The 22,586-nt window shown below is 32.9% G+C and carries 22 protein-coding genes; all 22 read left to right on the top strand.

From position 1 onward, the window contains the following. The first annotated feature begins 59 nt into the window (after positions 1-59). Genes rfbB through galE form a run of 22 tightly spaced genes read left to right on the top strand, consistent with a single transcriptional unit; the run spans position 60 to position 22,533 of the window. The gene (gene rfbB, locus EXE09_RS05850) at positions 60-1,118 is read left to right on the top strand and encodes a dTDP-glucose 4,6-dehydratase (RefSeq protein WP_130116645.1); all 1,059 of its coding nucleotides are present in this window, start codon (positions 60-62) and stop codon (positions 1,116-1,118) included. Beyond that, complete coding sequence (gene rfbA, locus EXE09_RS05845) at positions 1,118-1,996, top strand: glucose-1-phosphate thymidylyltransferase RfbA (protein WP_130116644.1); 879 nt, start codon at positions 1,118-1,120, stop codon at positions 1,994-1,996. Before rfbB ends, rfbA begins: the two co-directional genes overlap by 1 nt. Before the next feature lies 1 nt (position 1,997). After that, complete coding sequence (locus tag EXE09_RS05840; protein ID WP_130116643.1) at positions 1,998-2,408, top strand: sugar 3,4-ketoisomerase; 411 nt, start codon at positions 1,998-2,000, stop codon at positions 2,406-2,408. Then, the gene (locus EXE09_RS05835; protein ID WP_130116642.1) at positions 2,401-3,462 is read left to right on the top strand and encodes a carboxylate--amine ligase; all 1,062 of its coding nucleotides are present in this window, start codon (positions 2,401-2,403) and stop codon (positions 3,460-3,462) included. The genes EXE09_RS05840 and EXE09_RS05835 overlap by 8 nt, the downstream gene beginning before the upstream one ends. Continuing rightward, positions 3,462-4,367, top strand: a complete 906-nt coding sequence (locus tag EXE09_RS05830; RefSeq protein WP_130116641.1) for an NAD-dependent epimerase/dehydratase family protein — start codon at positions 3,462-3,464, stop codon at positions 4,365-4,367. Before EXE09_RS05835 ends, EXE09_RS05830 begins: the two co-directional genes overlap by 1 nt. Continuing rightward, positions 4,351-4,959 carry an HAD family hydrolase gene (locus EXE09_RS05825; RefSeq protein ID WP_130116640.1) on the top strand — a complete coding sequence of 203 codons (609 nt, stop codon included), beginning with the start codon at positions 4,351-4,353 and terminating at the stop codon, positions 4,957-4,959. The genes EXE09_RS05830 and EXE09_RS05825 overlap by 17 nt, the downstream gene beginning before the upstream one ends. Before the next feature lie 3 nt (positions 4,960-4,962). Further along, positions 4,963-5,553 (top strand): acyltransferase, encoded by a 591-nt coding sequence (locus EXE09_RS05820; RefSeq protein ID WP_130116639.1) that lies wholly within the window; start codon positions 4,963-4,965, stop codon positions 5,551-5,553. 21 nt (positions 5,554-5,574) lie between these two features. Next, entirely contained in the window at positions 5,575-6,693 is a 1,119-nt protein-coding gene (locus EXE09_RS05815) for a DegT/DnrJ/EryC1/StrS family aminotransferase (RefSeq protein WP_130116638.1), read from the top strand. After that, positions 6,693-7,949 carry an O-antigen translocase gene (locus EXE09_RS05810; protein WP_130116637.1) on the top strand — a complete coding sequence of 419 codons (1,257 nt, stop codon included), beginning with the start codon at positions 6,693-6,695 and terminating at the stop codon, positions 7,947-7,949. The genes EXE09_RS05815 and EXE09_RS05810 overlap by 1 nt, the downstream gene beginning before the upstream one ends. Continuing rightward, a complete protein-coding gene (locus tag EXE09_RS05805) occupies positions 7,950-8,861 on the top strand; it encodes a glycosyltransferase family 2 protein (protein ID WP_130116636.1) in 912 nt (303 codons plus the stop codon). A 4-nt stretch (positions 8,862-8,865) separates the two neighbouring features. Beyond that, the gene (locus tag EXE09_RS05800; protein ID WP_130116635.1) at positions 8,866-10,113 is read left to right on the top strand and encodes a hypothetical protein; all 1,248 of its coding nucleotides are present in this window, start codon (positions 8,866-8,868) and stop codon (positions 10,111-10,113) included. A 43-nt stretch (positions 10,114-10,156) separates the two neighbouring features. After that, on the top strand, positions 10,157-11,392 hold the full coding sequence (locus EXE09_RS05795) for a glycosyltransferase (RefSeq protein ID WP_130116634.1): 1,236 nt from the start codon (positions 10,157-10,159) through the stop codon (positions 11,390-11,392). A gap of 2 nt (positions 11,393-11,394) precedes the next feature. Continuing rightward, entirely contained in the window at positions 11,395-12,531 is a 1,137-nt protein-coding gene (locus EXE09_RS05790; RefSeq protein ID WP_130116633.1) for a glycosyltransferase, read from the top strand. Continuing rightward, positions 12,532-13,566, top strand: a complete 1,035-nt coding sequence (locus EXE09_RS05785) for a nucleoside-diphosphate sugar epimerase/dehydratase (protein ID WP_130116632.1) — start codon at positions 12,532-12,534, stop codon at positions 13,564-13,566. It begins immediately after the preceding gene. 1 nt (position 13,567) lies between these two features. Beyond that, positions 13,568-14,680: a UDP-2-acetamido-2,6-beta-L-arabino-hexul-4-ose reductase gene (gene wbjC, locus EXE09_RS05780; protein WP_130116631.1), complete on the top strand. Its 1,113-nt coding sequence runs from the start codon at positions 13,568-13,570 to the stop codon at positions 14,678-14,680. A gap of 12 nt (positions 14,681-14,692) precedes the next feature. Beyond that, positions 14,693-15,823, top strand: coding sequence for a non-hydrolyzing UDP-N-acetylglucosamine 2-epimerase (wecB, locus tag EXE09_RS05775; protein WP_130116630.1), 1,131 nt, complete (start codon positions 14,693-14,695; stop codon positions 15,821-15,823). A gap of 12 nt (positions 15,824-15,835) precedes the next feature. Continuing rightward, positions 15,836-17,026 carry a glycosyltransferase family 4 protein gene (locus EXE09_RS05770; protein WP_228257169.1) on the top strand — a complete coding sequence of 397 codons (1,191 nt, stop codon included), beginning with the start codon at positions 15,836-15,838 and terminating at the stop codon, positions 17,024-17,026. A gap of 20 nt (positions 17,027-17,046) precedes the next feature. Beyond that, complete coding sequence (locus tag EXE09_RS05765; protein WP_130116629.1) at positions 17,047-17,667, top strand: sugar transferase; 621 nt, start codon at positions 17,047-17,049, stop codon at positions 17,665-17,667. Positions 17,668-17,688: 21 nt separating this feature from the next. Then, entirely contained in the window at positions 17,689-18,564 is an 876-nt protein-coding gene (gene galU / locus EXE09_RS05760) for a UTP--glucose-1-phosphate uridylyltransferase GalU (RefSeq protein WP_130116628.1), read from the top strand. Between the two features lie 15 nt (positions 18,565-18,579). Continuing rightward, on the top strand, positions 18,580-19,839 hold the full coding sequence (locus EXE09_RS05755; RefSeq protein WP_130116627.1) for a UDP binding domain-containing protein: 1,260 nt from the start codon (positions 18,580-18,582) through the stop codon (positions 19,837-19,839). After that, on the top strand, positions 19,836-21,497 hold the full coding sequence (gene pgi, locus EXE09_RS05750) for a glucose-6-phosphate isomerase (protein ID WP_130116626.1): 1,662 nt from the start codon (positions 19,836-19,838) through the stop codon (positions 21,495-21,497). Before EXE09_RS05755 ends, pgi begins: the two co-directional genes overlap by 4 nt. A 16-nt stretch (positions 21,498-21,513) precedes the next feature. Continuing rightward, positions 21,514-22,533, top strand: a complete 1,020-nt coding sequence (gene galE, locus EXE09_RS05745) for a UDP-glucose 4-epimerase GalE (protein WP_130116625.1) — start codon at positions 21,514-21,516, stop codon at positions 22,531-22,533. The last annotated feature ends 53 nt before the right edge of the window (positions 22,534-22,586 follow it).

Below are 22,586 nucleotides of genomic sequence, written 5' to 3'. Positions count from 1 at the left end.
AAGATATTGTTGAATTAGAACAGCTTTAAAATTTTTAAAATGATTCATTAGGAAACAATATGAAAGTTTTGGTTACTGGTGGTGCCGGATTTATTGGATCAGCAGTTGTAAGACATATTATAAAAAATACTCAAGATGAAGTATTAAATATTGATAAGTTAACCTATGCGGGTAATTTAGAGTCTTTAATAGACGTTAAACAAAATGAAAAATATCAATTTAAGCAAATCGATATTTGTAATGCTAATGAATTGACTATAGCTTTTAATGAATTTAAGCCTGATTTAGTGATGCATTTAGCTGCTGAATCGCATGTAGACCGTTCTATCGATGGTCCAGCTGAATTTATTGCAACCAATATTGTAGGAACATATACACTTTTAGAAGTTGCGCGGAAATATTGGGTGCAACTCGATGAACAAGCTAAAACGAAGTTTAAATTTCATCATATTTCTACGGATGAAGTGTATGGGGATTTAGAGGGTACAACAGATTTGTTTACTGAAACGACTTCGTATGCACCAAGTTCACCTTATTCAGCAAGTAAAGCCAGTTCAGATCATTTAGTGCGTGCTTGGCAACGTACTTATGGATTGCCAACGATAGTGACCAATTGTTCAAATAATTATGGTCCATATCATTTCCCTGAAAAATTGATTCCATTAGTCATTTTAAATGCATTAGATGGTAAGCCTTTGCCGATCTATGGTAAAGGTGATCAAATTCGTGATTGGTTGTTTGTGGAAGATCATGCACGTGCACTTTATAAGGTTGTAACGGAAGGTGTGGTTGGTGAAACTTATAATATTGGTGGTCATAACGAAAAACAAAATATAGAAGTTGTAAAAACAATTTGTAGAATTTTGGATGAATTAAAACCGCAAGCAAATCAACAATCATATGAGTCATTAATTACATTTGTAACAGATCGTCCAGGGCATGATTTGCGTTATGCGATTGATGCAACAAAAATTAGCAATGATTTAGGTTGGAAGCCAGAAGAAACATTTGAAACAGGTATTCAAAAAACTGTGGAGTGGTATTTAAATAATTTAGAGTGGTGCCGTCGAGTTCAAGATGGTAGCTATCAACGTGAAAGATTGGGTGTAAGTGCATAATGTCAAAAACAACAAAGGGTATTATTTTAGCGGGTGGGTCTGGAACTCGTCTGTATCCAATTACTAAAGGTGTTTCTAAACAACTTTTACCAATTTATGATAAACCAATGGTGTATTATCCATTATCTGTTTTGATGTTGGCTGGAATTCGTGAAGTACTGATTATTAGTACGCCTGAAGATATAGATGGCTTTAAACGTTTGTTAGGTGATGGTTCTCAGTTTGGTGTGGAGTTGACTTATGCTATACAACCAAGTCCGGATGGTTTAGCACAAGCATTTATTATCGGTGAAGATTTTATTGGTGATAGTAATGTTTGTTTAGTGCTTGGTGATAATATTTTTTATGGTCAAGGATTTACACCAATGCTCCGTCAAGCGGTTGCACGTCAAAAAGGTGCAACAGTATTTGGCTATCAAGTCAAGGATCCTGAGCGTTTTGGTGTGGTTGAGTTTGATGAGCAGAAACGTGCAGTTTCATTAGAAGAAAAACCAAAACATCCAAAATCAAATTTTGCTGTGACAGGTTTGTATTTCTATGATAGTGATGTTGTGCAGATTGCAAAGCAAGTAAAACCATCGGATCGTGGTGAGTTAGAAATTACTACAATAAATCAAATGTATTTAGAGCGTGGTGATCTCAATGTAGAATTGCTTGGTCGTGGTTTTGCATGGTTGGATACAGGAACACATGCGAGCCTACTTGAAGCAGCGCAGTTTGTTGAAACCATAGAAAAACGCCAAGGGTATAAAGTGGCATGTCTAGAAGAAATTGCATTGCATAATGGTTGGTTATCTAAAGAGCAGGTTTTGGCGATTGGTCAAAGTATGAGTAAAAATGACTATGGTCAATATTTGATTTCTTTAGTGACAGAATAAAATGAGCCTCATTAAATTAATAAATTTACCAAGCTTTGGTGATGATCGTGGTGGTTTGGTTGCTATTGAGTCCAATCAATCTATTCCATTCGAAGTAAAGCGTTTGTATTATATTTTTGATACGACAGATAAACCACGTGGTTTTCATGCTCATATTGATTTGAAACAAGTTGCTATATGTTTGAAAGGCAGTTGCAGGTTTATTCTGGATAATGGCTCAACAAAAGAAGAGATTACTTTAGATGACCCGACTAGGGGGTTGGTTGTTGAAGGATTGATCTGGCGTGAAATGCATGATTTTTCATATGATTGTGTTTTATTGGTTTTAGCAAGTGAGCATTATTCTGAGCAAGATTACATACGTAATTATGATGAATTTCAAGGCATGGTAGAGAGAAGAAATAATGACTAAGATATTGGTAGCTGGAGCTGGTGGTGCACCATCAGAGGGTGTAATTTATTCACTTAAGCAAAATAAAGAAAATGAAGTGATAGGCATGGGATCTGAACCTACAGATTTAATTTTATCAGCAGCAGAAAAGAAATATTATATTCCATATGCAAATACTGAAGAATACAAAAATTCTTTATTAACAATTTTAGAAAAAGAAAAGCCTGATCTAATTCATTTTCAAAATGATTTGGAAATTTTTCATGCATCATTAATACGTGAAGATATTCAAGAAGCAGGTACAAAAATTTTCATGCCTGATCATAATGTAATTGATACTTGTGTGCATAAATATAAATCATATTCAGCTTTTAAAAAAGCTGGAGTAACTGTTCCTGAAAATATTGAAATTAACAATGAAGAAGATTTAAAAAAAGCATTTAAAGAATTAGGGGATTTTGAGGGGAGAATTTGGTTACGTGATAGTGGAATAGGCGGTGGGGGTAAAGGGGCATTACCGACAAATGACTACACTTTAGCAAAGTCATGGATAGATCATTATAAGGGATGGGGAGATTTTATAGCGGCAGAAATGCTTACAGCTAAAACTGTAACTTGGCTCTCGATTTGGTATGAAGGTGAGTTGGTGGTAGCTCAAACACGTGCTAGACAAGGATGGACTCATGGAAATCGTGCTATTTCTGGTGTAACTGGTGTTACTAAGGTTGGTGTAACTATTTCAGATCCTCAAGTTAATGATATTGCAATTAATACAATTAAGGCTGTCAGTGGAAAGCCTCATGGTATATTCGGTGTTGATATGGCATACGATAAAAATGGTATACCAAACCCAACTGAAATTAACATATCTAGATTTTTTACAACAGTAAGATTTTTTACAGAAGCTGGTGTAAATTTCCCTGAAATTTTTAAGCAATTAGCTTTAGGTGAAAAACTAGATATATCAAAAGGAATCGTTAATCCATTAGAAAATGGTTTAATGTGGTTAAGAGGGATGGATACAGAGCCTAAGTTAATCAAACAGGGGGATATTGAGCAAAGGATTATTTTTTGATGAAGATATTATTGACAGGCGCTTCTGGTTTTATTGGAAGTCATATATTAATCAATTTAATAAATACATTTGGAAAAGATTCAATAATTGCTCTTACTTCTAAAGAAATTCCAAATGTGAATTGTATGATATATAAAAGTAGGAAAGATTTTGATTTAAATTTTCATGATTTTGATGATGTTTCGCATATTATACATGCAGGCTCATTTATCCCAAAAGATTCTGTTAGTGCTAATGATTTGGAATTATGTGTTGGTAATATTCAATATTTAAAAGAATTATTGGCATTTAATTTAAAAAGTTTAAAAAAAATTATTAATTTAAGTACAGTTGATGTTTATGCGTTATCTACAGAGATAATTTCTGAAGAATCAAAGATAAAACCTGTTAGTCTGTATGGTTCTTCAAAACTTTATTGTGAGGAAATGATAAAAGCCTTTTCGTTTAAAAAAAATATTGATTATGTTAATTTAAGGTTAGGGCATGTATATGGGCCAGGTGAAGAAAAGTATAAAAAAGTTTTACCTATTTCAATTCAAAAAATATTAGAGGGGAAGCCTGTTGATATTTTTGGTAATGGTGACGACTTAAGAAGTTTTATTTTTATAAATGATGTTGTTGAATCTGTTGTTAATGCGCTTAGTAAGGATGTTTCATTTAAAAATATAGATATAAATGTTGTTTCGGGAATAGCAATTTCTATTAAAGATGTACTAAAGAAGTTAATAGAGATTAGTGGTGAAATGGTTGAAATAGTACAAAAAGAAACTGTGCATAGTAAAAGAGATCTTGTTTTTAACAATGAGTTGTTACTAAATACTCTTTTAAGTAAAGAGACCGATTTAATGAGTGGTCTAAAAATTGAATATGGGTATATGAAATCGAAATATGAAAATAATATTTGATTTAGATGGTACATTAATTTGTTCAAAGAAGAGATTGTATAAGCTTTTCTGTGATCTTGTAAAATCAAAAGAGCTAGGTTTTGATGAGTATTGGAATCTAAAGTTCATGGGAAATACAAATCAAGACATTCTCAAAAATAGGTTCAATTATTCATTAGTTGAAATTACGGAATTTATAGATCATTGGATGATAAATATAGAAAGTGATACATACTTAAAGATGGATTCATTAATTCCAGGTGTTGCAGATTTTTTAGATAAAATTAGTCAAAATAACGAACTTTATATATGTACTGCTAGACAATCGATTTCTCAAGTGACTGAGCAATTAGCAGATTTGGGTATTTTAGTTTTTTTTCGAAATGTATATGTGACAGAGCAAAAAAGGACAAAAATCCAATTGTTAATTGATAGTGGTCTAGACTTATCAGAAAATGATTTATTCATCGGGGATACAGGACATGATATTTTAACAGGGAAAGAATTTGGTATGACGACAATTGCTGTGTTAAGTGGATTTATGTCTGAGGCTAAGCTAGAACTTTATACACCTGATTATATTGTAAATGATATTACTGTTTTGGAAATATAAATTATGTTTAATCTTAACTCTATTAAGATGTTGCTTTTGAAAAAAAATAATAAAAATCATGTTTTTATAGAAGGTGAGCTGAAGGTGCTAGGGTACTTACCTTATTTTAAAACACCTAAAAATGGTAAAGTGTTTTTGGGAGAGAATGTCGTACTAAATTCAGACTTTAAAAGAACAAATACAGCATTAACTTATCGTTGTAAATTTGTAACAGGCTATGATGGGGTAATTAAAATAGGAAAGCATACTATGCTCAATGGTGTGTGTATCGTTTCATATGAAAATGTAGAAATTGGAGAAGAATGTCAAATAGCTTCTTCGACAATAATTTCGGATACTGACTTCCACCCTGTAGAACCTACCTTACGCTCAAAGCAAGTAAAAGGTGAAAATTTTCCTTTTTCAAGTGTTGGGAAAAAGGCAATAAAAATTGGAAATAATGTTTGGATTGGATGGAATTGTACAATTCTGAAAGGTGTTGTAATTGGCGATGACTGTATTGTTGCAGCTGGTAGTGTTGTTCTGGCTGGTAGTTACCCTAAAGGTTCTTTAATTGCTGGAAACCCTGCAAAAGTAATTAAAAGTTATATTTAAAACTAATCTAATGGAAAACAGATGATCCCTTTTCTTGATCTAAAGAATATTAATAGTCAATATCGTGATGACCTTGTTAATGCATGTGCACGAGTCATAGACTCTGGTTGGTATATTGGTGGTAAGGAATTAGAGCAATTTGAAAAGAATTTTGCTGAATATTGTGGAGTAAAATTTGCAATTGGCGTTGCGAATGGTTTAGATGCTCTTATTCTTACATTACGAGCATGGAAAGAATTTGGTAAATTAAAAGATGGTGATGAAGTAATTGTGCCATCAAATACTTATATTGCTAGTATCTTGGCGATTACAGCAAATAATTTAACACCAGTATTAGTTGAGCCAGATATATATACCTATAATATTGATTCCTCAAAAATTGAAGAAGCTATTACAGATAAAACTAAGGTAATTTTACCTGTGCATTTGTATGGTCAACTTGCTCAAATGCCTGAAATTTTGAAAATTGCTCAATCACATAATTTACTAGTGTTAGAAGACTCGGCACAATCACATGGTGCAGAGATTTTAGGGCGTAAAGCTGGTAATTGGGGAGATGCTTCAGGTTTTAGTTTTTACCCAGGTAAAAACTTAGGTGCACTCGGTGATGCGGGTGTTATAACAACCAATGATGATGAATTGGCAAATATGCTAAAAGCACTTCGTAATTATGGCTCACATGAGAAGTACAAAAACTTAGTCTCAGGTGTGAATAGCCGTCTTGATGAAATTCAGGCTGCAATGCTAGATGTGAAGTTGAACTTTTTGGATGGTGAAACAGAACATAGACGTAAAATTGCAAGTTTATATTTGACTAAGATTAACAATCCACTCATCCAACTTCCTTTGAATGAAACAAATGTTAATAATAAAAAGCAACATGTTTGGCATTTATTTGTGATCCGTACAAAGTATCGAGAAGCCTTGCAAAAGTATTTGGCTGAAAATGGTATTCAAACATTGATTCACTACCCAATCCCTCCTCATAAGCAACAAGCTTATAAAGAGTGGAATAACTTAAACTTCCCAATTTCAGAACAAATTCATGAAGAGGTCATAAGCTTACCTATAGGACCAACTTTAAGTTTAGAGGATGCTACAAAAGTGGCCCAACTTTGTAATGAGTTTAAAGCTCAGTAATGAATTTACTTAAAACCAGTGTTTTAAATGGAGTAGCTGTTTTGATAAAAACAGCTACTATGTTTGTATTGAATAAAATATTAGCAGTATATGTTGGCCCTGCAGGTTATGCTGCTATAGGTCAGTTTCAAAATTTTATTCAGATGATTACTACCTTTGCTGGTAGTGCAATTAATACAGCTGTGATCAAATATACTGCTGAATATCATGAAGATGAAATAAAACAAAGGGCTATTTGGAAAACAGCGGGTAGCATCGTATTATTTTTTAGTATTATTTTTTCAGTTTTAATATTAATTTTTCAAAAACAATTATCTATTTATATTTTTCACACTATAGCTTATCAGTCAGTTTTTGTTTGGTTTGCTATTTTCTTAACTTTTTTTACATTTAATGCATTATTTTTAGCCATTCTTAATGGGAAAAAAGAAGTTTTAAAACTGGTTGTTGCTAATATATTGGGGAGCTTATTCTCTCTAATTATTACAAGTCTTCTAGCTATAAAATACAGCCTGTATGGTGCTTTAGTTGCGATTTCGATTTATCAATCCTTAGCTTTTTTCGTCACACTTTTTTTGTGTTATAAGTCTGATTGGTTTCAGTTTAGGTATTTATTTGGAAAAATAAATAAAGAAATAGTTACGAAATTTGCAGCTTTTGCATTGATGGCATTAGTAAGTGCAATTTGTGTTCCATTGTCGCAAATGTTTATTCGTGGTTATCTAAGTCATGAGTATGGTGTGACTTATGCGGGTTATTGGGAAGCAATGATTCGCTTGAGTACAGCTTATCTTATGCTTGTAACCACAACGCTCGGTGTGTATTATTTACCTCGACTTTCAGAGTTACAGAGCCTGAAAGAGATAAAAGCTGAGGTCTACTTGGGATATAAATATATTTTTCCATTGGCTGTTCTTGCTGGGCTAATAGTTTATATGTTAAGGGATTGGATTATAGCACTACTATTTACAAAAGCATTTTTACCAATGCGTGATTTGTTTTTATGGCAAATGATTGGAGATTCTTTAAAAATAGGAAGTTGGATATTGGCTTACTTAATGTTAAGTAAGGCTATGACGAAATTGTTTATTACAACTGAAATTATTTTCGCGTTTAGTTCGATCTTATTTACTTATATATGCACAAAATTATTTGGTTTTGAAGGTGTTACAATAGCTCATTTAATAAATTATGGAATATATTGGTTAGTTATGAGTTATTTTGTTTTCAAAGCTATAAATGTAAAGGTACGATAGATGAATATTCATGATCAACCATTAGTATCGGTGGTAATACCTTGTTACAATCATGTGGGTTTTGTTCAAAAAAGTATTCAAAGTGTTATAGATCAGTTATATGTAAATATTGAACTAATTATAATTGATGATGGTTCATCAGATGGTTCAATAGAAAAAATATTACAAATGAAAGCTTGTTGTGAGAAAAGATTTAAGAGATTTGAAGTTAGGAGTAGAACTAATAAGGGGGTAAGTTCAACATTAAATGAGGGCTTAGAATGGTGTGAAGGAACTTTTATATCATTATTGGCTTCAGATGATTACTATCAAGAAAAAAAAATTATTAATCAAGTGAATTTTTTAGCAAAAAATACAGATTTTCACTTTGTGGTATCTGATGCTTATGTTGTGAATGATTTAGATGAAATACTCGAATTGCAGACTAGTAAATATAATTTGGCTTTGAAAGAGGAAATTACTTTTGATGATATTTTTATTTTTAAAACACATTTACCTATAACAGGGCTATATACTACTGAGTTATTAAAAGAGAAATTAAATGGTTTTGATCCAAATGTTACTGCTGAGGATTATGAAATTTATTTAAAAATTGCGCGATTAACAAAAATAGGTATTATGCATGAAGAATTGTATTATTATAGATCACCAGAAGCAATAGGTGGGGATAGACAGCGAATGCCAATAAGGCTTGATGTATCAGAGTCACATTTAATGATAATAAAGAAATATGCTGACCATCCGCTATATTATAAAGCATTACAAGAATGGAATTTCAGGAGATTTATATTTTTTTCCTCATATAAAAGCACTAAGATCTATGCATTAAGTGGAATGTTCGGTTCATTAAATAAAGTTGTTAAGCCACAATTTTTGAAATCATTATTTAAATTATTTTTTATTTGGAAGTAAAATTGTGGCTAAAACTATTATTTTACAAAAAACTATTTTATATATATTCACTTTTTTATATATATTTAATCCTGGTAATTTTTTGAACTTTAACTTGGTATACGTTTTAGGTTTTTTATCGTTATTTTATCTTTTGTTGAATAAAAAATATGCAATAATGATGTTGTCAAATAAAAGTATATTTATTTTATTTTTTATTTGTTTACTCTTTTTTTTCTATTTAATATTTTTTTATTTCTTTGGAAATACAGATGCAATATTAAGAGGGTATTCCTTTTTAGTTGTATGGCTTAGTATTTTTAGTTCATTAGCGATAGTTGGGATGTTTAAAAGTTTATATGTTGCAACAATAGAAAAATTTTTAAATTTTATAATAAATGTTACTTGCATTCAGATTTTTTTTGTAATTTTATCTATAATCTTACCTAGTTTTCGAGATTGGGTTCTATCAACAGCTCGTCAAACTGATATCTTAATGATATCAAACGATGCGGGTAGTGGATTGAGATCATTTGGATTATCATCTGGTTTTACATCAACATTTCCTATGTTTATGGGGATTTGTGCTATATTTTCTCTTCATATGTTTATTTCAAAGAAAGATGTATATGAGAAAATAAAATATTTAATTATTTCACTTTTTCTTATTTTTTCAATCATTTTAAATGCAAGAACAGGTTTAATACCTGTTATATTGTTTTTATTGATACTTCCTATAAGTATTTTTATGAAAAAAGATTTTAAAAATATAATTTTATTATGTTCATTTGTTGTTATTCTATTTTTTTTACCAAATATAAATTTTTATAATAATGATTATCTTTTTAGATTAATGCAAGCATTGGAAGAATTTGATAGTTTATCAACTGGAAAAAAAACTGGTACTTTTGAGGCGTTATCAAATATGTGGTTTTTTCCTGATAATACTGTGAGTATTTTGTTTGGTGAAGGTGTTAAAATAGTTGGTGCTTTTCCTCGTGGCTCAGACATAGGATTTATACAAGATGTTTTTATGTTTGGTTTAATACCAACAGTCTTTTTATCTCTTTGTCTGGTTTATGTCTTTTCTCCATTATTTAGAAAAATAAAGTCTTACTATGGAGTTCTATTTTTTCAGGTATTTATAGTTTCATTGCTATTTTTTTATATGAAAGGAGTTACTTTTTATGCGAATGAAATTTCAAATTTAATTATACTAATGCTTTGTTTCGTTGTTTTTGAAAATTATTTAAGAGATAAGCATCAGAGCTGATATTTTTAAATGTTTTGAAAAAATTAAATTTGAGGAAAATATAATGTCTGAAATAGCAAAAGTTTATTTTTTAACAAGTTTATTTCCTAAAGAACTTGAAGCTGAGATAACACTGCAAAGTAAAGGAGCTATTGCTAATGCAAATAACACTTTGCAATGGAATTTATACTCTGGACTAAAGCTTTTTCATCCTAATATTTTTTTATTAAATTTTCCCAATATCGGCGCATATCCAACAAAGTATAAAAAAATTTTTGTTAGTGAGACTAATATATCACTATTAGATAAAACTATAGGAAAAAGTTATTCATTTTTCAATTTAGTTTTTTTTAAACATTATTTTAAATATCTTAAAATAAGGTCTATCGTTAAGAATATATTTGGGTCTTTAGATGAAAATGAGAAGTGTATTTTCTATGTTTATGATCTTTATCCTTCTTTTTTGAGGGCTTTGTATGAATTAAAAAATATATATTCATCGAAAAAAATTTATATTTGTTTGATCGTGCCAGACTTGTTGGGGAAAACCGGTTCTAGAGAAACTTTTTTATATAATTTTGTTTTAAATAAAGATAGAACTGTAGTTTCAAATTCATTAACTATTGTAGATTCATTTGTATTATTAAGTGAGCAAATGAAAGAACAACTACCTATAAATGGAAAAAAATATACTGTGGTTGAAGGAATTTATAATGATGATTTAGATCTATGTGAAAGGACAGAAGATTCAAATTTAAAAATTTTATTTTATTCTGGCGCTATGGATGAGCGAAATGGTGTTTTAAACTTACTAAAAGCGTTTTCCAATATTTTAGATCAGGATTATAGATTGGTTTTGTGTGGGGATGGTCCTTTAAAAAGTGATATTATGAAATTTTCAGAAAAAGATTCTAGAATTTTATATAAAGGTCAGCTTCCGAGGCAGCAAGTTTTAAATATACAAATTCAGAGTACTTTATTAATTAATCCACGTTTACCTGGACAAGATTTTACAAAATATTCATTTCCTTCAAAAACAATGGAGTATTTTGCTTCAGGAGTCCCTACACTGATGTACAAATTAGAAGGAGTTCCTGAGGAATATTTTGAATACAATTTTTATTTGACGGATCCCTCAATCGATACTCTAAAAAATAAAATTTTGGAAATATGTGAAAATGAACCATCAATTCTAAAGGATAAAGCTTTAAAAGCTAGAGATTTTATTTTGACTAAAAAAAATGCTCGTGCTCAATGTGAGAAAATATATAATATTTGTAATAACCACTTAGAGAGATAAAAATGAAAATTTTAATTGATACTTCTGTGTGTTCTATTGGTGGTGGCGTTCAAGTTGCTCTTTCTTGTATTAATAATATTATTAATGATTCTGCGTTTGATGTAATTTTAGTAGCTTCACCACAGATAGATTTACAGCTTTCTGATGTGTCAAAATCTAAAATTAAGTTTTATTATAAAGAGGTTAACGAGCCTATCTATAAAAAACATAGCCAAGGTAAGAGACTTTCCGAAATCGAATTACGACATCAGCCGGATTTGGTATTTATTGTGTTCGGACCCTCATATTGGAGACCTAAAGCTATAACTTTACAAGGATTTGCTTTACCACTAATGGTATATCCTAATATTAGAAACTTTATATATAAGAAGAACCCCATATTGTTTTTATATCAAAAACTCATGAATACATATAAAGCATATTTAATGAAAAAAAATTCAGATTTTATTTTAGTTGAAACATCTACATTTAAAGCAAGAGTTCACGATTTTTTAAAATTTGACTTAAATAAAATTTTTGTGATTGAAAATAGTTTTAATTCTAATTTTTATTCTATTGATAATTATAAAAAAACATCTAATTTATTGGAAATTTTTATTCCAACATCATACTATCCGCATAAAAATTTAGAGATTTTACCGCAAGTCGCTAAATTTTTAACTGCAATGAATTTTATTAATTTTAAATTCAACTTTTTAATTCCGGAACAATCTGAAAGTTGGAAAAAAATTTTTAATGAAGCCAAAAAGCTCGATGTAAGTAGGTATTTCCAAACGTTTGGTTTTGTTAACAATGATGAAATGAAACATTTATATGCTAGAAGTGATCTAGTTTTATTGCCAACATTAGCTGAAGCGTCTACGGCTGTTTACCCTGAAACTTTTTTTAGTAAAAAAGTACTGCTAACTTCAAAAGTTGATTTCGCTTTAGAGCTTTGTGGTGAAGCAGCAGTTTTTTTTGATCCTCATGATCCTTATGATATAGCAACAAAAATAGTTGATACTGTTGGAAATAAGGAACTTCAAAATTGCTTAATAGATAAAGGTATTTCTCAGCTAGAAATATCATATCTGTCTCCTGAATTGAAATGGAAAAAACAGAAAGATTTATTTTTTAATATTTTACAAGAGAGTAAATAAATGTTCGAAGGAAAAACGTTACTAATTACAGGTGGTACAGGATCATTTGGAAATGCTGTACTTAAACGCTTTTTAAATAGTGATTTTAAAGAAATTCGTATCTTTAGTCGCGATGAAAAAAAGCAAGATGATATGCGTAAAAAGTATCAATCATCAAAACTAAAGTTTTATATCGGTGATGTACGTGATTTTAATTCAGTCCTGAATGTAACACGTGGTGTCGATTATATATTTCACGCAGCAGCATTAAAACAAGTACCTTCATGTGAGTTTTATCCTTTAGAAGCTGTAAAAACGAATGTTTTAGGTACAGAAAATTTACTGGAAGCTGCGATTCAAAATAAAGTCACCCGTGTTGTATGCCTAAGTACAGATAAAGCAGTTTATCCAATCAATGCTATGGGTATTTCCAAAGCTATGATGGAAAAAGTGATGGTTGCAAAATCACGTAACTTAGAAGGTACAGGGACTGTAATATGTGGTACTCGATACGGTAATGTAATGGCTTCACGTGGTTCAGTGATTCCATTATTCGTTGATCAAATTCGTGCAGGTAATCCAATTACGATCACTGATCCACACATGACTCGTTTTATGATGACATTAGAGGATGCAGTAGATTTAGTTCTTTACGCATTTAACCATGGTCAAAATGGCGATATTTTTGTACAAAAAGCACCTGCCGCAACAATTGATACGCTTGCTCGAGCAGTTACACAGTTGCTAGATAAGCAAGATCATGCAATCAATGTGATTGGTACGCGTCATGGGGAAAAAGCTTTTGAAGCTTTATTAAGCCGCGAAGAAAAAGCATGTGCAGAAGATTTAGGAGACTATTTCCGTGTTCCTGCAGATCAACGTGATTTAAACTATGAAAAATATATTGAAGATGGCAATACCAAAGTTGTGGAATATGAAGATTATAATTCACACAATACGATACGTTTAGATGTTGAAGGTATGAAGAAATTATTGCTCAAACTCGAATTCATCCGTGATTTAACAAACGGTGTATACAAATCACCAGAGGTTTAAGATGAAAATTTTAGTCACTGGGGCAAATGGTTTTGTTGCAAAAAATTTAATTCAATTTTTATCTGAAAAAGATGACGTTGAAATTTTAAAATTATATCGTAATTCAACTGAGCAAGAGCTAGAACAATATGTTTTGGAAGCTGATTGGATTGTACATTTAGCTGGTGTAAACCGTCCTAAAAATGATGCAGAATTTATTGAAGGGAATGTTTCACTCACTGAAAAAATTTGCGATATTTTACGTTCTCATCAGAAGAAAACACCAATTATTTTATCTTCGTCTATTCAGGCAGAAAAAGATAATGTTTATGGTCAAAGTAAATTAGGTGGTGAGCAAGCGCTGATTAAATTAAATCAAGAGAATGCAAATCCAGTTTACATCTCTCGAATGGTAAATATCTTTGGTAAATGGTCAAAACCAAATTACAACTCAGCAGTTGCAACTTTCTGTTATAACATTGCCAATGATTTACCGATTCAAATCAATGATCCAGATGCGGTGATTCGCTTAGTTTATGTCGATGATGTTGTTGAAACAATCTGGGATATTTTAAACCAAAAATATCCTGCGAATGTACCATTTGAAATTCAACCGGAATATCAAATCACTGTTGGTCAGTTGGCTGAAACAATTCGTGGATTTAAAGCGTCAAGGGATACGCTGATCACCGATCGTGTAGGTACCGGATTAACTCGTGCGTTATATTCAACATATTTGAGTTTTTTTAGTCCGCAACAATTTGATTATATCGTAACAAAATATGGTGATAATCGTGGTGTATTTGTAGAAATGTTGAAAACACCAGATGCTGGTCAATTTTCATATTTCACAGCTCATCCAGGTATTACAAGAGGCGGACATTATCATCATACGAAGACTGAAAAATTTTTAGTCATCAAAGGTAAAGCTTTATTTAAATTCAAGCATGTGATTACAGGTGAGTTCTATCAACTGGAAACCTCAGGCGAGGAACCAAGAATAGTTGAGACAGTGCCTGGTTGGACACATGATATTACCAATATTGGCGATGATGAAATGGTTGTGATGCTATGGGCAAATGAAATATTTGACCGTTCAAAACCAGATACATATGCAATGCCTCTATCTAATTAAAGAGTTATTTTTGTGAAAAAATTAAAATTAATGACGGTCGTTGGGACTCGTCCAGAAATTATTCGTTTATCACGTGTGATGGCGATTTGCGATAAATATTTTGATCATATTATTGTACATACTGGTCAAAATTATGATTATGAATTGAATGAAATTTTCTTTACAGATCTTGGTATTCGCAAACCAGACCACTTTTTAAATGCAGCTGGGACAAATGGCGCTGAAACTATTGGTAATGTGATTATTGCGGTTGATAAAGTTTTAGAAGAAACTCAACCCGATGCACTATTGGTTTTAGGCGATACCAATAGCTGTACAGCTGTTATCCCTGCAAAACGTCGTAAAATCCCAACATTTCATATGGAAGCTGGTAATCGTTGTTTTGATATGCGAGTGCCTGAAGAGATTAATCGCCGAATTGTTGACCATACTGCTGATATCAATTTGACCTATAGTACGATAGCACGTGATTATTTGCTTGCGGAAGGTTTGCCTGCTGATTTAGTCATCAAAACAGGTAGCCCGATGTATGAGGTCTTAACACATTACAAGAGCAAAATTTTATCTTCGAATGTTTTAGAACAATTGAATTTAAAAGAGCATGAGTACTTTATTGTGAGTGCACATCGCGAAGAAAATATCAACTCAGATCAAAACTTTTTAGATTTGGTTGAGATGCTAAACGCTGTTGCTGAGAAATATAATTATCCTGTAATTGTTTCTACTCACCCAAGAACACGTAAACGCATAGAACAAATGGGTGTTTCCTTTCATCCATTAGTTCAATTACTGAAACCGCTAGGTTTTAGCGATTATAATAAATTGCAATTATCTGCTAAAGCAACTTTATCGGATAGTGGAACAATCAACGAAGAATCTTCAATTCTGAATTTCCCAGCATTAAATTTACGTCAAGCACATGAACGTCCAGAAGGAATGGAAGAAGCTGCTGTTATGATGGTTGGTTTAACTGCTGAACGTGTTTTACAGGGGCTTGAAATTGTGAGTTTCCAAACACGAGGCGAAGATAGAATGTTTAGATTGGTTGACGATTACAGCATGCCGAATGTTTCGGAAAAAGTAGCACGTATCATCCTAAGTTATACGGATTATGTGAATCGTGTTATTTGGAAAAAATATTAAGGCAATTTGATAATGAAAAAAACATACTTAGTTACAGAATATTACCACCCTAATCAAAATACCACTGGATATCTATTTCATAAATTATTTGTCCATTTGAAAAAAGAGTATGGTTCTGAACTAAGTTTGATTATCAAAGAAGATAAAAATAATGATGCTGTTGATCCTGATAGCATCATTATTAAAGATTCAAATTTGAATAAGAAGAATTTATTTCAAAGACTTTTATTTGAATTATTGATTTCTTTTCGTTTTTTTATGCAAATTGTGAAGAATGTAAAAAAGCAAGATCTTGTTTTTACAGGGACGACACCTATTTTTTTGTTAATTGTCATGTATTTAGCAAAAAAAATAATTGGCTTTAAATGGGTGCTATTAGTTCATGATGTTTTTCCTGAAAATTTAGTTGCTGCTAAAGTTTTAAAAAAAGAGAACTTTTTTTATAAATTTTTAAAGAAAGTTTTTGATGTGTTTTATGCGACACCTGAAAAACTAATTGTTATTGGGCAAGATATGAAAGATCTTGTTGATGAAAAAACCAAGAAAAAAAATAGTATCGTGATTCAAAACTGGATTGATGAAAATGATATACAGGTTGAATTAAAACAAGATAATGAAATCATACAAAAATTAAATTGGCAAAATGACGGCCCAATATTCCAATTTTTTGGTAATATTGGTCGGGTACAAGGTGTTGATAATATTGTTGAAGCGATCAAAATGATTGAACCTACTAAAAGACCCAGATTTTTATTTATGGGTGATGGGGCTTATGTTAATCAACTTAATCACGCAATTGAAACACTCAATGATTCAAATATACAATATATTGGTTCTGTACAGCAAAATGAAAAATCAAAAGGATTGAACGCTGGAGATATTGCAATTGTGACTTTGGCGGAGGGTATGTTGGGATTAGGTGTGCCAAGTAAGGCATATTTTTCCATGGCAGCAGATAAGCCACTTTTGGCAATTATGGATGAAAATTCAGAAGTTGCATGTATGATAAAAGAATATGGACTAGGTTGGGTTGTTCCACCAGAGAGTCCTGAACTCCTTTCTAAACAAATACTTGAAATTGTAGATATGTATCATTCTATTGAATTAGTATCAGCTAGACAGATCCTTATAGATAATTTTTCTGAGCCTGTCGCAATGAAAAAAATAGTAGAGGTTCTCGAAGATGTCTCTAATATTAAATAAGAAATTGAGGTTCTAAAGTAATGAAACGACTTGTTGATATTTTTATTGCTTCATTAGCACTTTTATTGCTATCCCCAATTTTTTTATTAGTAGCATATAAAGTCCGTAAAAACTTAGGCTCCCCAATTTTCTTTTATCAAGAGCGCCCAGGTAAGCATGGTAAATTATTTAAAATGATGAAATTTCGTTCTATGCGTAATGCTTTAGATGAAAATGGAGTGCCCTTGCCTGATGAAAAACGTATTACTCCATTTGGGCAGAAATTACGTGCAACTAGTTTAGACGAAATGCCACAGCTTATTAATGTTTTAAAAGGGGATATGAGTGTTGTTGGTCCTAGACCTCAACTCCCTGAATTTGTTGAACATTATACAACTCAACAAATGCGCCGTCATGAGGTCAAACCAGGAATGACAGGATTAGCTCAAGTCAGTGGTCGAAATAATCTTTCTTGGGAGGAAAAGTTTGATTTAGATGTGCAATATGTAGAAAAGCAAACTATCATTTTTGACTTCAAAATTATGTTCAAGACGGTTGAAGTCATGTTTAAGAAAGAAGGTATTGATTCACCTGATCAAGCTGTTGGGGCGAGCCGTTTTTCTGGTTCAGAAACTACAGACCGTAAATCAACACACCATTAATTTATTGAAAGAAATTTTGTAATGATCAAAAAAGCTATTCTCCCTGTCGCTGGTCTTGGTACACGTTTTTTACCAGCAAGCAAATCTATTCCAAAAGAAATGGTCACTGTGGTAGATCGCCCAGCAATAGAATATGTGGTGAAAGAAGCAGTTGCTGCAGGAATTGAACAAATTATTTTGGTCACACACTCTTCAAAAGCTTCAATCGAAGATTATTTTGATCGTAATTTTGAGTTAGAAACAACTTTAGAAAATAAGAAAAAAATTGATTTGCTTAAAGAAATTACAGAAATTTTACCAAGTCATGTGAGTGTGATTAGTGTACGTCAACCTCAGCCTTTAGGTTTAGGGCATGCTGTACTCTGCGCAAAGGCTGTTGTAGGTGATGATGATTTTGCCGTGCTATTGCCTGATGTATTAGTTAAAGAAAATCGTACCGAAAATGATTTAGCGCGAATGATTCGTCGTTTTGATGAGTCAAAGGCCTCTCAAATTATGGTCGAAGCTGTGCCAGACCATCTGGTTGATCAGTATGGTATTGTTGATGTTGCTCATTCACCAGATGAAGGTGAAAGTATTGTAATGCAAGGTATTGTAGAGAAGCCTGCTGTGGGTACTGCGCCATCAAATCTGTCTGTTGTTGGTCGTTATGTTTTGCCTGCGAAAATTATGCAACTCCTAGAGCAAACACCAAAAGGTGCGGGTAATGAAATTCAATTGACAGATGCAATTGCTGCCTTACAAAAAATTGAAAATGTTGAAGCTTACCGTATGAAAGGGCAAACTTTCGATTGTGGTAGTAAAATTGGTTACCTAAAAGCAGTATTGCACTATGGTGTAGAACATCCTAAGTTAGGTAATGAATTCAAAGAACTGATTAAAGAATTAAATTTATAAAATATTGGACTCTATATGAAAATTTGTGTTTTTGGCACAACCTTACAAGCTGGCGTGATTGCCGGCTTGTTTGCCGAATATGGGCATCAAGTTTCATGGTGTCCTCAAGTGGGACAAGAAAAGCAAATCTCGATTCATTATCAAGATTCTAATCTGAATCAATTGATTCATAAGCAATTTTCTAATAATGCTTTGCAATTAGTCGGTTTGAGTAATATTGATTTTCAAAGTGAAGTTTTTGTATTTAGCTTTAATCCGACGGAATTTGATCAAGCAATTGCATTGGCTGAACAATTAAAAGTGCAACCCGTGATTCATCCGAAATTGATGATTAATGGTTCTACTTTTGGTTTGGAAGGTACTGAAAAATTAAAACAAATTTTAGCTTCAGATCATTGGGCGTATCTACCAGATACGATACAAGAAGGTAATGCTGTTGAGAGCTTTATTGATTTAAAGCAAATTATTGTCGGTGTGGATGGTATTGAAACCCAAACGCTCATTAAAGAATTACTTCGACCTTTCTTTCAATTAAAGCATCAATACTTATTTATGCCATTCTTGGATGCCGAATTTACCAAGTTGAGTATTTCAGGCATGTTGGCAACACGTATCAGCTACATGAATGATATGGCACAAGTTGCAGAAAAGTTAAATATTGATATTCAAAATGTCAAACAAGGCTTAGCGGCTGATAGCCGTATTGGTTCCACATATTTATCACCTGGCGTAGGATTTGGTGGTGAAAACTTTTCGCATGATATTTTGACACTCACTGGCACAGTGGCAGGTTCTGGTATTAAAAGTCAGTTATTAGACCAAGTTTGGGCGATTAACGAACAGCAAAAAGAGATTTTATTCCGTAAGTTATGGAATTATTATCAAGGTCAATTGTCAGGGAAAATTGTTGCAGTTTGGGGTGCATCATTTAAAGAAAATACATCCAGTATTGATTATTCTCCGATTCACGCGATGTTGACAGCATTATGGGCGCAGGGTGCAATTGTGCAATTACATGATCCAGAAGCATTGGATCGAGTGCAACAGTTATATGGTGATCGTACTGATTTAATTTTGTGTGAAGATCAGTACCAAGCTTCTCAACAAGCGCATGCATTATGTATATTAACGGCTTGGAAGCAATATTGGAGTCCTGATTATCATCAGTTAATGCTAAAAATGGCACATCCGTTGATTTTGGATGGTCGTAATATTTTGAATCCTGACTTTGTCAAAGCACAAGGGTTTGCTTATCAAGGTGTGGGGCGAGTATGACAGATTCTATTCATAAAAATGAGCAAGCTGAACTCAGTTTCACACAATTACAGGATAATGCACTTGCACAACAATCTGTTAAATTGACGGATTTATTTCAACAAGACGCGCAGCGATTTGATCATTTTTCAGTCCACTTTAATCCACTGAGTTTTGATTATAGTAAGCATCGAATAACCCAAGAAACGCGTGATTATTTATTTGATTTTGCTCATTCAAAGCAACTGGGTGAATGGGTAAAACATTTATTTACTGATGAAGCAATTAACTATACTGAAAACCGTGCAGCGATGCATTGGGCATTACGCTTACCTAAAGGGGATCAAGATTATCCTGAGCTTTCCAGTCTAGTGCATCAGCAGTTAGATCGTATGTATCAGTTGGTTGATAAAGTGCATGCAGGACAATGTCGTGGTTCTACTGGTGAAGTCATTCAAGATGTGGTTAATATTGGTGTGGGGGGATCAGACCTCGGACCCTTGATGGTCAGTCATGCTTTATCGGATTATAAAGTGAGTACTGCGAAGCCTTTAAAAGTCCATTTTGTTTCAACCATGGATGGAAGCCAACTTTCTGAATTACTGCATCAGCTTCGTCCAGAAACGACTTTATTTATTATCTCATCGAAATCTTTTGGCACGATTGATACATTGTCCAATGCGCAAACTGTCCGCCAATGGTTAGAAAAAGCATTAGGTTCACATCAAAGTGTGGTGCAACACCATTTTATTGGGGTTTCGACCAAGCCTGAAAAAATGTCTGAGTGGGGAATTGCCAAAGACAATCAATTCTTGTTATGGGATTGGGTGGGTGGACGTTATTCACTCTGGTCTTGTATTGGTTTACCCATTGCGCTTCAAATTGGAGTTGAAGGCTTTAAACAGTTATTAGCCGGTGCGTATGCGATTGATCAGCATTTTCAAAAAGCACCGTTTGAACACAATATTCCTGTATTAATGGGCTTGCTCGGCGTTTGGAATAATAATTTTCTGAATATTCAAACGCATGCAGTGCTTCCTTATGATGGTCGTCTTAAGTACTTTGCTTCCTATTTACAACAATTGGAAATGGAGTCTAATGGTAAGTCAATTCAACGTAATGATGAGAAAGTTGAACTAAATACCTGTCCAATTGTTTGGGGCGAGGTTGGACCAAATGCACAACATGCATTCTATCAACTGTTGCATCAAGGCACACATGCAGTCAGTTGTGACTTTATTGCACCCGTACAGCGTTACAATGCCAATCAATTTACCTATGCAGAAAGTGCAGAAGCGTTGATTGAACAGCATCACTTGGCTTTATCAAATTGTTTGGCGCAATCGCGTTTATTGGCATTTGGTAATCAGGCATTAAATGCCGATGAATTAGCTCAATTGCCGTTATATAAGCAGTATGAGGGGAATCAGCCAAGTTCTACAATTTTGTTACAAGAACTTAGTCCATATAGTCTTGGTATGCTGATAGCTTTATATGAACATAAAGTGTTTGTGCAATCTGTGATTTGGAATATCAACCCATTTGACCAATGGGGCGTTGAAAAGGGCAAAGAAATTGCCAATCAATTGCTGCCAATTTTGAGTGGTAAAGAAAAAGATATTTCACAATTGGATGCATCTACCCAAGGATTAATTAAAATCTTATTAGGTAAAGAATAGAAAGATAGGAAAAAGTATGGCAAAAATTTTAGTGACTGGTGGTGCAGGTTATATTGGCTCACATACCTGTGTTGAGTTATTAGAAGCTGGGCATGACGTTGTTGTTCTAGATAACCTTTCAAATAGCTCAGAAGAATCATTAAAGCGTGTTCAAGCGTTGACTGGAAAATCGCTAAAATTTATTCAGGGTGATATTCGTCAACAGCAAGATTTAGATCAGGCTTTTGCTTCACATCAGATTGATGCGGTGATTCATTTTGCAGGGTTAAAAGCGGTTGGAGAGAGCCAACAGATTCCATTGACTTATTTTGATAATAACATTGCGGGTTCGATCCAATTGGTTCAAGCGATGGAACGTGCCAATGTCTTTAATTTAGTTTTTAGCTCATCTGCAACAGTTTATGGCGAAAAAAACCCATCACCTTATCAAGAAGATATGACTTTAGGTATGCCAAATAATAACTATGGTTATACCAAATTAGTGATTGAGCAAATGTTAGAAAAAACTTCGATTGCTGATGATCGTTGGTCGATTGCATTACTACGTTATTTCAATCCTGTTGGTGCGCATAAGAGTGGGTGCATTGGTGAAGATCCATTAGGAATACCGAATAATCTAATGCCATATTTGACTCAAGTTGCAGTAGGGCAACGTGAAAAATTGTCGATTTTTGGCAATGATTATCCAACACAAGATGGAACATGTGAGAGAGATTTCATTCATGTCGTTGATTTAGCAGAGGCACATGTTTTAGCCGTTGAAAATCGACTAACAAATATAGGTTGTAGAGCGTGGAATATTGGTACAGGTCAGCCAATTTCAGTCTTGCAAATCAAGAATACGTTTGAAAAAGTGAATGATATTGTTGTAAGGGCAGAATTTTCGGATCGTAGAGCGGGGGATCTACCGAGTTTCTATGCCAATAATGCGCGTGCAGTCGCTGAGTTAGGCTGGACACCAAAACATAATTTAGAAGACATGTTGGCTGACAGTTGGAATTGGCAAAAGCAGAATCCAACAGGTTATAAAGCATAGTTTTAAAGAGATGAGAAAAAATAGGCGCAATCCGCGCCTATTTTTATGACCAA

It is taken from the genome of Acinetobacter sp. WCHAc060025 (assembly GCF_004209355.1).
GTDB classification, from domain to species: domain Bacteria; phylum Pseudomonadota; class Gammaproteobacteria; order Pseudomonadales; family Moraxellaceae; genus Acinetobacter; species Acinetobacter wuhouensis.
This window is presented reverse-complemented; position numbering and strand designations above follow the sequence as displayed.